Here is a 14,515-nt window from a genome sequence, read left to right on the forward strand (position 1 = left end):
TCAATTATTTTTTATTAAATAAATTTGGGTGTTACTTCAAACCACAAATCTATAAAAAGTTTAAATCGTGCCAGATATTCGCGCACACGTGTTTTCAGTCCGTAGTAAGCTGTCACATCTTGAGCATTAAAAGCTAGTGCCTCTATATGGTGATGTTGGGCTAAATACAGCGCCCGCTGGTTATGAAATCGCTGCGATATAATCAGGAAACGCTCTTTACCAAATACCTTTTTAGCACGTACTACCGAATCTAATGTCCTAAAACCTGCATAGTCTAATATGATGTTTGCTTCGGGTACTCCTCTCTGCATCAAGGCTTTTTTCATTTCTTCAGGTTCGTTATAATCGTTTCGGTGATTGTCACCACTCACCAATATGTATTGTATTTTCTTTGCTTCGTACAGTTGTACAGCCGCCTCTATTCTATAAAGAAAATACTTATTAGGCTGCCCATTTTTCAGATAAGGATTAGTACCCAATAACAAACCTACCTCGCAAGTAGGCACGGTATTTACATCGCTGTATAAGGCATTGGCCGTTTTTCTATCTACCTGCACATTGCAAGCGATAATCACCAAGAACAACCACAGCGATAGCAAAATTGTTCCCCTCCAGAAATATTTATTCCTTAAAAGTTTAAAAAAAAGTTTCATTCTTTATTATTTGTTTTTCAAAGTATCGCCTCATCAGCAAATTTATTTTCCTGCAAAGGCTTTAACATCGTCTTCAGAAATTTCTTTACCTCCTAAGATAAAAAGACGCTCTACCACATTGCGAAGTTCTCTGATATTCCCTGTCCAATCTTGCTTTTGCAATAGTTCTATAGCTTTTTTGCTAAATTTCTTCGGACTTATCCCTTGTTCTTCTGCTATTTTGTCAGAAAAATGAGAGATAAGTAGCGGAATATCATCGCGACGTTCGTTTAATGAAGGTACTCTGATAAGTATTACTGCTAAGCGGTGGTACAAATCCTCACGAAAACGCCCCTCAGCTATCTCTTTTTTCAAATCTTTATTAGTAGCCGCTATCACACGCACATCTACACTGATGTCCTTATCACTCCCCACACGGGTAATTTTGTTTTCTTGCAAAGCTCGTAGTACTTTCGCTTGGGCTGACAAACTCATATCACCTATCTCATCTAAGAAAATAGTACCATTATTAGCCGCTTCAAACTTACCTGCACGGTCTTTTACAGCTGAGGTAAATGCCCCTTTTATATGTCCGAACAACTCACTTTCTATCAATTCTGAAGGGATAGCCGCACAGTTTACCTCTATCATTGGGGCTTCAGCACGCTCACTCTGGCAGTGAATAGCGTGAGCTACCAACTCTTTGCCCGTACCATTAGAACCTGTGATAAGCACACGAGCTTCAGTGGGAGCTACCTTTTCAATCATCTGTCGTATCTGTTGTAGTGGGGCACTCTCGCCTATCATCTCATAGCGCTTGCTCACTTTTTTCTTCAGATGTTTGTTCTCTACCACCAACTTTTGTTTGTCAAGGGCATTGCGCACTGTGTTGAGCAGACGATTTAGATCGGGCGGCTTCGAAATATAATCATAAGCCCCAAGACGCATAGCATTTACGGCGGTTTCTAAGTCGCCGTGCCCCGAAATCATCACAAAAGGAACTTCTGGTTTTATCTTTTTAGCCTCGGTGAGCACCTCTAATCCGTCCATTTTAGGCATTTTGATGTCGCACAACACCAAGTCGTAATCGTCTTTTTTTAGTTTTTCTAAACCTTCTATACCATCTGAAGCCTCAAAGACCTCGTATTCTTTACTTTCTTCTTGCAATATCTTAGAAAGTACCCGCCGTATAGCCGATTCATCTTCTATAATAAGTATTTTTGTCATATTGTTGATGTATCAGTTTGTTGATTTGTCAATTTGCCAATTGGCTAATCAGCTTGCAAAAATAATAAAAAAATAAAAAACTCCTGACATTGTGTCAAGAGTTTTTCTTTTTAATTATGAAAAAGTGATTTTAAAATGGACGCTATTAGTTAGCTTTAAAAGTACTTTTAAAGTTGTTTTGATAGTTTTGAAACTCTTGCTGGGTAGTGATTTTCTTATAGTCATTAGTAGCAAATAGTTTCAAATACACTTCTAACTGCGAAGGTGTCATATAGCTAGCTATGCTGGTTATTAGGTCAGCATTTTCATCTAAGAATAGCATAGTAGGGTAAGCCTGCACCTGTAGGTAGTTAGTAAAAGGGTGAATTGAGTTTCTACGGTCTGCCAAAGCTGGGTCATAACCTTTGTTTTCAAAACGTTGGCCTTTGTAGTTTACCACTTCATTACCTTCGCCGTTAAATTTCACCGCATAGTAATTGTCGTTTACGTATTTTGCTAAATCTTTGTTAGCAAAAGTGTTGCTAGACAACATCTTACAAGGGCCACACCAGCTGGTGTATACATCTATAAATATTTTTTTAGGTTTCTTCTTTTGGGCTGCAATAGCTTGGTCAAAAGTCATCCATTTAATTTCTTGAGCTTCAAGAGTGATAGTGGCTGCAAACAAAAGCACCACCATAGCGATAAGTTTTTTTGTCATAAGGTACTTGTATTAATAACATTTATTCTTGCATAAACGCACCAAAAACTGTGCCAAATTTTACTGCGTCTTCTTTAGTACTGAACTGCATCTCGATGGGCAGATAGTGTAAACCCTCCCAGCTTTGCTCAAACCGCACATAATCTTTCTCAGTAGTCAGTACACGCAAGCCTTGCAGTTGTTGCAGTTCTTTATCAGTAAAATGATGATGATCAGGAAAGGCTATATGCTGAAAGTCAGCACCTTTTCTCTTTAGAAAATCTAATAACGGTCGCGGATTGGCTATGCCGGTTACTAAGGTAAAAGGTTGTTGTATAAACGATTCTAAGGGACTTTCTCCTGCTGCCGAATACACTTGTTCACTATAGGCTATAGTAGCAAAAACAATAGGAGTTTGCGGGCGGGTCTTTTTCTGCAACTGTGCCACAATACGTTCGCGTTCAACAACAGATAGGTCGGGCGGACATTTAGTTACTACCACTATATCGGCTTGCTGCACACGGCTCACTACATCGCGGAGTCGCCCCACAGGTAGTAGCCAATCGTCAGTAAATAGCTGCCCATAAGCCGTTAGCACCACATTTTTAGTCGCTTTTACAGGACGATGCTGAAAAGCATCATCTAAGATAACTACTGTAGGCGGGGTTGGCAATTGCAACAGCTGTCGCATCCCCTCTACCCTATCTCCACAAACGGCTAAAATAATATCTTTATGAAATTTTCGCCAGAACTGGAAAGGCTCATCGCCTAAATCGGCTACAGTAGCCTGTGCATCAGCTAACACAAAGCCTTTCGTCTTGCGCTTATACCCCCTACTGAGTACTGCCACACGGCACTTAGAGTGCAACTGCCTAATCAAGTATTCCACCATCGGACTCTTGCCGGTACCCCCTACCGCTACATTACCTACACAGATAGTTGGCACTGTAAAAGTATGCTCTTTAAAAATCCCCGTATTATAGCACCAATGCCGCAAGCGCACTATCGCCCCATAAAGAAGCGCAAAAGGGAAAAGTAAAAACGATAAGTATCGCATTGTTATTCGTAGTTAAAATCGATATACTTCTTTATCTTCTCGCCATTATAAGTAGTTACCGTGCCCAGCGCATCGGCAGAGGCAAGAGTAAGGGTACGCTTCTTAAGGTGTAAAAAGCTCAATACCCCATCGAGGCGTGCCAAGAAGCGCAACATCTGATGCGACACTCGCTTAGTAGGAGCTTTTACCCCTAATTGTTTAGCAATACGCTCTAAAACAGCTTTATAAGTCAGATTTTCAGCATTTAGCACAAAGCGCTCGCCCTCTACCTCAGAGAATTGTAGCTGCACCATAGCGCGCACTACATCATCTACCCCTACAAAACCTGTAGCACCAGCCGGATAATAGCGCAACCCGTCGGCTACTTTTTTGTACAACAAGCCTGAGCCTCTGTCAGCAAAATTGCCCCCCAACACTACTGAAGGGTTTACTATTACTACCGGCAAGCCTTCTTGCGAACCGCGCCATACCTCCATCTCTGCTCCGTGTTTACTGATAGCGTAATCGGTATTGTTATCTTCATTATTCCAATCGTTTTCCTCGTCTATAGGAGTATGAGGCAGGGTTGAAAGAGTCGCTACTGAACTTACATAACAGAGTTTTTTCACCCCAAAGTCGATACTTAGATTTACTATATTGGCAGTGCCCTGTACGTTCACCTCTATAAGCTTATCAAAATCTTGGGGCTGAAATGAGATTAAACCAGCACAATGAAAAACGAAAGTAACACCCTCGAACGCTTTTTCAAGTGCGGGGATGTTACTTAAGTCTGCTTGTATCCATTCGATAGTGTCAAACTGAGCGGTGCCACTATCGCTGTGTTTTACAAATAATTGTCTGATTTTCTCAAGCGATTGGGTATTGCGGTAGATAGCCCTTACTTTATACGCCTTATTTTTGGTAAGATTCAAAAGCAAGCGGCTGCCTATTTGCCCCGTTCCGCCAGTTACTAAAATCATTATTCTTGTTCTAATGGTATACGTTCATCGATAAGTTTGAGCGCGATAGGCGAGTCGTTATCATTGTAAAACTCAAATAGGTCTAAGATAGAGTGTACTAAGCGTTCTTCTTCTAATTGCTCTTGTACAAACCATTGCAAGAAGTTTTCTGAAGCATAGTCGTCTGACTGACGCGCTTTCTTGAAAATAGCAAAAATAGACTGAGTTACTTTTATTTCGTGCTCTAAAGTTTTTTCGTATACTTCTTTTAGTGAACCGAATTCTTGTTGTACTTCTCCTACTTTAGGAGCGAAAGCACGAGCACCGTTTTCGTTAAGGAAACGGAAGATTTTCATCATATGGTCTCTCTCTTCTACAGCGTGGTTATAGAAAAACTCAGCACTGCGTGAGTAACCATTGTATTCTGTCCAAGAAGCCATTGCTAAATAAAGCGAACTTGCTTCTGCTTCTTTACTTACTTGTTCGTTAAGAAGGTCGATAATTTCAGGGTGCAAACTAGTTTGCGTTCTGGTGTACTTTGTTTTTGACATATGTTATAATTATTATTAAGTTTTTTTAGTGCGGCAAAGGTACTAATTTTTCGCCAATTAGCAACTAAAAAAGATATTTATATACCAAATTTTAATTAAATCTATTTTTTACCATTTATCATTATTCCGCTCCTGCCTTCCACTGGTGCAGTACCCTAGAATAGAAATATATAAACACGAAAGTAGCTGCTAATACTACATAATTAGTAGGCAAACCACTTGGCAACAGTCGACCCTCTATAAGCAATAGGGTGCTGTAGCAAGCGGGTACAAATACAATAAGCGAAAAGTTGATGAGGATAGCCGAATGCAGCTTGCTGATATGCCCTAATAGGTATACTGAGGCAAATATCATCAGATAAGCGGTTAGTATGTACAACCACGCTACCGAATCGCCACCTAAAGCAAAGACTGTTATTATTGACAGGATAGCCAAAAGCAGTGCCAGCACGTGCGAAAAGACAATACCAAAAAGAAATGAACGCACATTAGTGACCCTCACACAAAATACTATCAGCGAAAAGAAGAGGGCTATCATCATAAAAATATCAAGATAGCCTAATATCTTTACTACTCCTATTTTATTTTCAGCATTTGTAATAACGTAATACGCCTCTTGTAGCTGAGGGTCATCATAGTCCATTTTGTTTTCTATTGTAGGGTATTGTAGCTTAAGTGACGCTACATACGAAGACGAGTAATGACACCTAAAACGTACATCTTCGCCCATCACAAACGATATAAAAAACGTAATAGAGGCAAAAACTATCAGAAAATACTGTACGAACTGCCCGAAGAGTTTGAGCGCATTACTGGGGTAAAAATGCTTAAAGGCGTTGTTTTTGCTCATCTGCACTAACCAGCCTACCAACAGCAAAGTAGAAATGACAAAATTGAGCAAAAAGGCTATCGGAAAGAATTTTTCTATTGTACCAAAATATTTTGTACTAAAGTCTTCTTCATTTACCGAAAAGAAGCCAAACAGAAAGAAAAACAAGTGCGCACAGAAGGCTATGCCCAATAGCCACACTATTTTGGTATTCCACAGAGAAGGATAACGCTCTAATAAATATTGTTCTATTTTCTTCATTTGCTTAATAATTTGTTATTCAGGCAATGCCTTCCAACGCAGCACTGCCTTAGTGTATAGGGCGGTAAAAGCCATTACCACCAACACAAATATCCCTTGCATCAGGTAGTACCCAAAATAAGAGCCAGCAAAAAAATCCATGCAATCTGATAATGCATTGAGTGCCTCATAATCGTAGTAGTTTTCCGATGTATTAGCTAAATAGAGACAATGATAGATAAGTTTTATCAATAGATACCCTAAAAAGAAAAATGCTAAGCCGAAAAATGTTATTGACACATTTAACAGCACCCCACTGAAGAGCTTGCGTATCTTGCCCTGCAGCTTGAGTGAAAGCACTAACACAACTACATAGGTAAGCAGAAAGAGCCCCATTGCGCATTCTTCATCGTAATAAGAGGTAAACTCGGTTAGCGGAATAAAGAGTATTGCCAGCATCGTGACTAACAGACTCAGTACACCCGAAAAGACTACCGAAAACAAAAAAGTGCGGAGCCCCGTAGCACGTATGCAGAAAAGCACCATCGCCATAAAAAACGACAATATTACAAACACTTGTAATGGCTCATATACACAATATTTAAAATCTCTTTCTTTAAGCCGTTGGGCATTTTGGGCTATGTAATACTCTTCTACCTGCTCTTGCGGATAATAGTCGGTATAGTCGTACATCTGGTAATCCTCTGGATAGTACTGTAGCACTTCGTCTATATAGCTATCGGTATACCGCCAGTGTGCCTTTGCTTTCTGACCTGCAAAAAACGGTACTGCCAACGAAATTGATAGCAGTATAGTCAGAAAAAAACATACGAACTGCCCAAAGAGTTGTCGTGCCTTTAACGGATAAAAATGCTGCAAGGCATTATTTCGGAACAGATAGATAAGCCAACCTACTAACAGCAGCACACTGACAATTAGATTTAGTATTAAGGGTATCCCCTCGTAGCTGCTGTAGATACTGTAGTAGTTATCTTTGAGCATATCGTCATTTATAAGACAAAAACCGCCTATAAAAAACAACACCTGCGCCAAGAGTGCTAAGGGCAGTACCCACACGATGTGCGTATTCCAAATAGTAGGATAACGCTCTAACAAATACTTATTCATAACTCCCCTCATATTTAACTTACAAAAAACCTACGTGTAGAAGCCGATATATTGCGAATGTAGGTCAGGTCTATCTTTGCCTTACCCAAAGCCTCTAATACAGCCGAATACTCGGTATTAGGACGGAAATACGCTACATATACGCCTCCGTTATAGTTGAGTTTCTCAAGCGCAAATGCTTTGAATACTGCCATCAATTCTTCGCGGGTGTTAGTAGTATCTATCTCTACTATCAGCGGCATAGCCTCTTCTGTAGTAGTTGCCTCGGCATTATCTGTATACTGACCGTTGCGCAAGAATATTACCTTATCTGAAATTTTCTCTACCTCAAAAAGTTGCTGCGAACTAAGGATAAGGGCAATAGGGTGATTTACCGAGTTAGCTATCATCTTCAGGTCTTCTAAGATAACCTGTTGTGCCAATACGTCTAAGTTGCCCAAAGGCTCATCGAGTAGGAGAATTTCGGGCTGGCGCAAAAGGGTACGCGCTAACTCAAAGCGCATTTTATAACCTGACGAAAGGGCATTCCAGTCTAAGTGTTGGTACTGCCAAAGCCCTAAGCGGGCAATCATAAGCAGGGTGCGCAGCTCGTTTTCTTCAGCCGGAATACCATAGCTTGAAAGGGTAAATTTCAGATTGTCTTTCAGGCTGCCATACCACTTTTCGGTGCGCTGGGGTATGTAGATAAGCTTAGTACGCAGGTCATAGTCGTTCTTAGGTCGCTCGGTAAAGTAGTATTTCACTACTCCCGAATCGTATGACAGATCGCGTGCTAAAATGCGCAATAGGGTAGTTTTACCATTGCCGTTCTCGCCTACCAAACCATATACTTGTCCTTTTTTGATAGAAAGCGAGATAGGCCCTAACTGAAAGCGCCCTAAAGCATAGTGCTTGCGCACCTCTTCAGCTACTAATACAGCCGTTTCTGTAGGGAGTTCCGTTACCTTGCAATCGGCTATCTCTCTGAGTAGCACTGTAGTTTTTTCGATAAGAGTTTCTACCTCAGCAGGGTGTTTTTCTTTCCAATCAGTTAGTGCGATGGCTTTCTCATAAATAGACATCTGCTGCGTATCGGCAGCACAATCTAACAATTTTCTGAAAGCCAAACCTATATCTTTCTGTGTAAAATATTGCAGTGTTTCTTGCACACGTAGCTGGTGTTTATTCATAACAAAACATTTATGGCGACAAAGATACTAAATAAAGACGAAATACGAAAGACTAAACACAAAAAAGTTACCCGAAGAAAATACTCCTTCGGGCAACTCCGTCTATTTAGGTTCTTGTTTAGTCTGTTGTAGGTTGTCTTTTACTCGTTTTGTACCATTTTAGCGTTCGATTCTATTTCAGCCTGTGGTATTTGGTATACCCAACGTTTATCGCCCGCAGGTACTACTACGTTAAACGTATGATTGCTACCCGCCTCAGAGCGGTCTACCCCTAAATGCCAACGTTTGAAATCGAAGAAAGCAGTACCTTCGCCCCAAAGCTCTATACGGCGTTGCGTGCGCACTTCTTCGCGCATAGCCGCTTGGGTAGTTGCGGTGAGTGTATAAGAGGGGTCGCGATAGTTCTGCATAAAATCTTCGAGGGTAGTTTTGGCAGTAGTCAAATCGTTTTGCTCTACCAAAGCCTCTACGTACAAAAAGAAAGGATCTTCGATGCGTATGAAGCAGTAATCGCTTAAGAAACGCTGGTCGGTAGCGTACTTTACATTAGCATAATCAGGCAAATTATAGCGGTCAGCTATTGCAGGAAAAAGCGTACTATTGATGTACAACTTCTTGCGCACATCGGTATCGGCTATTTTAGCGTAGAGGTTGCTATACATATTCTTATAAGCCCCAGCACCCCCTGCATACCCTTGTGTTATGGTATTGTCGATATGTGAGTAGAAAGAGCCCCAAGAGGTGGTAGTTTGCTGGGTGATGTCGTAGCCCCAGAGCCAAGAGGTGTTGCTAATATCCCACTTAGCCCCTTGCACTTCAGCCATAGAAGTATAGTTGAAAGCACCTGCATTAAGCACTATTTGGGCATATTGGGCTACCTTTGCCCACTCTTCTTTATGCGCATACACTTTAGCCAAATAAGCAGCTGCTACCGCTTTATCGACATCTTCTTTGCTTTCGGTGATGGTGAAGCGAGCATCATCTACTACCGATAAATCTTCTATCATTTGGGCATATACCTCTGCCACTGTAGCTCGTGCTAACTTGGCATCAGTAGGCTTCAGCATTAACGGCACCCCTAATTTTGTTTCGTTGCCCTTATAAGATTGCTGATACAAATTCACCAAATAGTAGTAATAAAGAGCCCTTAACGACTTCAGCTCAGCATATTTCTGGTAAAGCACTTGCTCGGTAGGGACTTCAGCAAAATAATCGGCTAAAATGGTGTTGATAGCACTGATTTGTCGGTAGAGGAAATTCCACATAAAGCTGGTGCGGGAATAATTAGCATTGCGCATATCAAAATAATAGTCGAAACTATACCAGTGATACGAAGCCTGCACCATATCCTGCCCTGTAAGGTCTGACGATAGATGGATAGATTTGAGTCCGAATGAATCTTCATAACTATCTTGTTCGGCTACATTGTTATTGTAAATACCGTTGAGCTCTACTTGTAGCAAGCTGGCTTTAGTATTCACATCGGCTTTGAGCTCCTCTTTGCGCTGGTCGGTGAGGTATTCATCTACCTTAGGGTCGAAATCACTCTTAGAACAAGCGGTAATAAGTAGTGATAAAAAAGCGGTGGAAAGTATATATTTTTTCATAGCTTTTGCAATTTTAAAAAGTGAGTGTTAATCCCATTGAAACGGTACGAATAGGGCTATATACGGCAGCCGTATTACTGCCCGACAAGCTGGTACGAGGGTCTAAGCCCTTGCGGTAGCTCCACAAATACACATTATCAGCCGTGAGGTAGTAGCGCAACTTAGTAAGCCCTAATTTTTCTACCATTTGGCGCGTGAAAGTATAGCCCACACTTATGTTGCGCAGCGATAGATAGTCTGACGATATCATAAAGCGGTCAGAAAGGCTGAGCAACTTCTGGTTAGCAAACTCAAGGCGGGGAATATCTGAGGTAGTATTATCGGGCGTCCAACGGTTGCGAATGTCAGCGTGCCAAGTTCTACCCAAGTCGCCTGAGTGCATCAGTCCGGCGTATTGATAGTCGTAGAATTTACCCCCTAACTGGTAAGAAAACTGTACGGCAAGGTCGAAATTATAAGCGCTAAGGGTAGTGCCAAAACCTCCTTGTAGGTCGGGTATAGAGGAGCCTACATACTGCTTGCTGTCGCTGCTATAGTTTTCACTGCCTTTTAGCTCGTACTCACCCGTAGTAGCATTTTTGATATAGAACTGCGCATCGCCATTGGTAGGATTTACGCCTCCCCATTTCACCATATAGAAGTCGTAGATGCTACCGCCTTCCTTCAGTGTTTGATAGCCACGTGTCAATCCTTTTTCGCGCAATTCCTCAGGTAGGCGAGTTATTTCATTCTTATAGTGCAAGCCGTTTACTGATACCGTCCACTGCACTTTATCGGTACGTACAGGGGTTACCGCTAACGAAAACTCTACCCCTTTGTTTAGCATATCAGCTACGTTGCGCGGCTCGGAAGTAAAACCGGTAGAAGCAGGTAGTGGCATATTAAACAGCAGGTCGTTGGTTTTCTTCACGAAGTAATCGGCCTCTAAAGTAAGTCGGTTTCTGAAGAAAGCCAATTCTATACCTGCATTAAGGTTGCCACTCTCTTCCCAAGTGATATTGCGATTGCCTTTATAGCTGGCTACAAGCCCTGGGGTATTGCCATTAGTACTCACACTGTAGAGCGTCATATAAGGCACGTATGAGCGCCCTCCGCCAGGTAAATAAAGCTCGTCATTCCCCTGCACTCCATAGCTTAATTTGAGCTTCACTAAATCTACAAAATCTACTTTTTCTAATAACTTCTCTTCGCTTAGCAACCACGAGGCTCCCACCGACCAGAAAGTACCCCAACGATTTTCGGGTGCAAATACTGACGAGCCATCACGGCGCAAACTAGCCGATAGGTAATATTTCTGGTTATAGTTAGCATTTAGCTGACCGAAGTAGCCTTCTACAAAGTAACGACGAGTGTATGAGGTGAGCGAACTGAGCACCGCAGCGTTATTGAACTCGCTATTGCGAGGGTCTACAAAGTTCTTCTTACTACCTTCTATAGTGCCAAAATGCTTCTGATAGCTTTCGTGCCCAAAAAGAGTTTCTATACCATAATTATCCCAATTTTTGCTATAACGCAACAGCTGGTTGAAGGTCAGCACTATATTATCAGATTTATACTTACTTGATGCCCCCCCATAGTTCTTACCTGCACCACCTAAGGGAGTGGTGAAGTAATTCACATCATAGAAGTTAGCATAGAAATTGCCATTTACTGAAAAAGTGAGATTCTTATGTAGTTGTGCCTCTAACGAAAGCGCCTGATTGAAATAATAATCGCGACTGTAGTTTAGATTTTCGCGTTGTGTAGCCACAGGGTTGGTATTATCATTAAACTTCCGGGTAGCCCCATAGTCGTAAGTATTTAAGCGGTTGCCATTGGCATCGTGCTCGTAGATAGGATAAATAGGCGCTATGGTACGCGTCCACGCAAAAGGGTTATCATAGCCGCTATCCTCAGTACTGCCTTGTTTTTCGGTGTAAGTAATCATTGAAGAAGCATTGGCCTTTAGCCAAGAAGTAATGTCACCCTTGTAAGCAAAACGAGTAGAATAGCGGTTAAAATAACTATTCATATTATAGCCCTCATCGCCCAAATAGCCAAAAGAGAAATAGAAGCTATTGTGCTCTGTGCCTTTGGTCATACTCAGGTTATGCTCTTTGCGCACACGGGTATTGAAAAGAGCCTTTTCCCATTGGTTGAAAGTAGCCGCATCAGAATATTTGATAGTAGCGGCAGGGTTAAGTTTACCGGTAGGCAATACCACCTCATTATCAGCTACGTTATAGATATTATAGCCTGCCCCCACATTATTGATAAGCGATTGGCTGGCATTGCTGCGCGCCAAGGCATCAGCTTGTCTTTGAGCGTACAAATTCTGGTTGTAAAGCGCCGCCCAAAGCGTTTCGTAGTATTCGCCAGGGCTGCTGATAATATCATACTCAGGGATACCGCGGTAGTTGAAGCCCAACTTACTATCTACCGAGATAGATAGGCGCCCTTTAGAACCACTTTTGGTAGTGATAAGCACTACCCCATTAGCACCACGTGCGCCGTAGAGTGCGGAAGACGAAGCGTCTTTTAGCACGTTCACACTCTCTATATCGCTGTTGTTGATAGCGTTGAGTGTCCCCTCAAAAGGCACTCCATCTAAGATAATAAGCGGAGCACTTGAAGCGTTGATAGAGCCAATACCCCTAATGCGGATAGCTGAACTACTACCAGGTTGCCCTGATGAAGTAGAGATTTGCACCCCTGCGACAGCCCCTTCTAAGGTTTTGGCCACATCGGTAGTCTGTTTGGCCTGAATAGCGTCGGCCTTGATAGTAGCCATAGAGCCCGTAAACGATTTTTTGTCGGTAGTGCCATAGGCTACCGCTACTACCTCAGTACCTTCGAGCTGTTGCACATCAGCAGAGAGAACGATATGCAGCGTGCGCTCCTTGCCCACCTTTACCTCTTTAGGAGCATAGCCGATAGTCGAAAAGACCAAGATATCACCCTGATGAGCTTTCATCTCGAAGTTACCATTCCAATCGGTAGCCATACCCTTAGCAGTACCTTTGATGACGATAGCCGCCCCTGGCAGCTCGAGTCCGTCTTCATCTTTTACAGTACCTTTGATAGTTACTTCCTGAGCTATCAGCCAAAAGGGGAAAAGCCAACAGAAAATAAACAAAGCGATTTTGTGTGTGTTATCCATACATTTATACGTTTTAATGCGCCAAAAGTATCATTATCTTTCGTAACTACCAAGAAAAAAGCTAAAATTTAACAAACCTTAACAATTTAGCGTTATTTTGTAATATTCAGTATTTTGCAAGAAACGCAAAAGAGAAGCAACCAAAAGGTCTTTTATTGAAAGATTATCAGTTTTAGAGGCTTTCTGCTGCAAAAAATGCAAAATTTTAACAAAGAGGAAGAAGAGAGAAAAGTTGGTGGTTGTTCGCTCATCCTTCGCTCATCCTTCGCTCATCCTTCGCTGATCGTTCGCTCAAGGTTTGTGTATGGGAGGGTTGGGAAGGCTGGGAAGGCTGGGAGAAACAATAATTGTCAAATTAATAATTATTTAGTACATTTGCCCCATAAACCAAAAAACAAAAAAATGGATAAATTACTACGTATCATACACCTATTGCGATTTATACGCGATTGTAATAGAAAAGGAATCTACCCTAACTACCAACAAATCCACAAAGAAATGGATAGTTATTTAGGTGAAAAAGGGTATAACCGACAATTGTTTGAGCGCGACAAAGAGACAATACGCGATGAATGGCACTATGATTTGAGATATGAGGATGAAACTTATGCGTTATACGAAGATGAAAATCAGCTGATAGTAGATGACCTATTGGCAGCTTACATCTTGTTTACCGTACAAAACCAAGACGGTAAACTACCTGAATGTGTGATTGCCGAAAGTCGTCAGCATACGGGTACAAACCATATTGCTGACTGTATAGAGGCTATAGAAGCCCATAAGGAACTGCACATCACTTACTACGACTACCGCGATGAGCAAACCAAAGCCTATACGCTACAACCTTACAAACTAAAACATAAAGACTATAAGTGGTATGTACTGGCAGTTGATAAACAAGACAGCAGTGTGCCTTTTAAAGCCTTTGCCTTAGAGCGCGTGCGTTCGTTAGAAATTGGAGCTACTTTCCGACCCAATAAGGAATTAGACTTCTATAGCCCATATTACAATGCTTTTGGTATGTTCACCGATGCCAAAGCCGAAAAGGTAGTACTACAGTTTGACCACCGCGATGGCAACTACCTTAAAGCCTCGCCTATTCACCATTCGCAGCGGGTTATAGCTGAAACCGCAACGCATATTACCTTTGAACTCTATGTAAAGCCCACTCTTGACTTTATTATGGAATTGATGAAACGCAGTTGGTCGCTTACTATATTAGAACCCACCTCTTTGCGTGAAAGGTTTGTAGAGTATTGGCAAGAAGCTGTAAAGAGAAATTTGGAAGTGCATTAATTTGCTGATTTATAAATCAAAAA

At 41.7% G+C, this 14,515-nt stretch carries 12 protein-coding genes; 1 reads left to right on the forward strand and 11 read right to left on the reverse strand.

The window, feature by feature from the left end; all coding sequences use genetic code 11:
• Nucleotides 1–14: 14 nt before the first annotated feature.
• From C8P65_RS06905 to C8P65_RS06955, 11 genes are all read right to left on the reverse strand, one after another.
• A complete protein-coding gene (locus tag C8P65_RS06905) occupies nt 15–653 on the reverse strand; it encodes a SanA/YdcF family protein (RefSeq protein WP_107782177.1) in 639 nt (212 codons plus the stop codon).
• Nucleotides 654–695: 42 nt separating this feature from the next.
• Complete coding sequence (locus tag C8P65_RS06910) at nt 696–1,859, reverse strand: sigma-54-dependent transcriptional regulator (protein WP_107782178.1); 1,164 nt, start codon at nt 1,857–1,859, stop codon at nt 696–698.
• Between the two features lie 145 nt (nt 1,860–2,004).
• Nucleotides 2,005–2,559, reverse strand: coding sequence for a thioredoxin family protein (locus tag C8P65_RS06915; protein ID WP_095914500.1), 555 nt, complete (start codon nt 2,557–2,559; stop codon nt 2,005–2,007).
• 22 nt (nt 2,560–2,581) lie between these two features.
• Nucleotides 2,582–3,595: a tetraacyldisaccharide 4'-kinase gene (gene lpxK, locus C8P65_RS06920; protein ID WP_107782179.1), complete on the reverse strand. Its 1,014-nt coding sequence runs from the start codon at nt 3,593–3,595 to the stop codon at nt 2,582–2,584.
• Nucleotides 3,596–3,597: 2 nt separating this feature from the next.
• Nucleotides 3,598–4,554, reverse strand: a complete 957-nt coding sequence (locus tag C8P65_RS06925) for an NAD-dependent epimerase/dehydratase family protein (protein ID WP_107782180.1) — start codon at nt 4,552–4,554, stop codon at nt 3,598–3,600.
• On the reverse strand, nt 4,554–5,084 hold the full coding sequence (locus C8P65_RS06930; RefSeq protein WP_009392737.1) for a ferritin: 531 nt from the start codon (nt 5,082–5,084) through the stop codon (nt 4,554–4,556). The genes C8P65_RS06925 and C8P65_RS06930 overlap by 1 nt, the downstream gene beginning before the upstream one ends.
• Nucleotides 5,085–5,205: 121 nt before the next feature.
• Entirely contained in the window at nt 5,206–6,174 is a 969-nt protein-coding gene (locus tag C8P65_RS06935) for a hypothetical protein (RefSeq protein ID WP_107782181.1), read from the reverse strand.
• A gap of 15 nt (nt 6,175–6,189) precedes the next feature.
• Nucleotides 6,190–7,281 carry a hypothetical protein gene (locus C8P65_RS06940; RefSeq protein ID WP_107782182.1) on the reverse strand — a complete coding sequence of 364 codons (1,092 nt, stop codon included), beginning with the start codon at nt 7,279–7,281 and terminating at the stop codon, nt 6,190–6,192.
• A gap of 14 nt (nt 7,282–7,295) precedes the next feature.
• Entirely contained in the window at nt 7,296–8,450 is a 1,155-nt protein-coding gene (locus C8P65_RS06945) for an ABC transporter ATP-binding protein (RefSeq protein ID WP_107782183.1), read from the reverse strand.
• A gap of 140 nt (nt 8,451–8,590) precedes the next feature.
• Nucleotides 8,591–10,057 (reverse strand): RagB/SusD family nutrient uptake outer membrane protein, encoded by a 1,467-nt coding sequence (locus tag C8P65_RS06950; RefSeq protein ID WP_107782184.1) that lies wholly within the window; start codon nt 10,055–10,057, stop codon nt 8,591–8,593.
• Nucleotides 10,058–10,070: 13 nt separating this feature from the next.
• A complete protein-coding gene (locus tag C8P65_RS06955) occupies nt 10,071–13,196 on the reverse strand; it encodes a SusC/RagA family TonB-linked outer membrane protein (protein ID WP_107782185.1) in 3,126 nt (1,041 codons plus the stop codon).
• Between the two features lie 402 nt (nt 13,197–13,598).
• Here C8P65_RS06955 and C8P65_RS06960 point away from each other — a divergent pair, with 402 nt between their 5' ends.
• Nucleotides 13,599–14,492 (forward strand): helix-turn-helix transcriptional regulator, encoded by an 894-nt coding sequence (locus tag C8P65_RS06960; RefSeq protein WP_107782186.1) that lies wholly within the window; start codon nt 13,599–13,601, stop codon nt 14,490–14,492.
• The last annotated feature ends 23 nt before the right edge of the window (nt 14,493–14,515 follow it).

The sequence above is a fragment of the Capnocytophaga leadbetteri genome (genome assembly GCF_003054025.1).
Classification (GTDB): domain Bacteria; phylum Bacteroidota; class Bacteroidia; order Flavobacteriales; family Flavobacteriaceae; genus Capnocytophaga; species Capnocytophaga leadbetteri.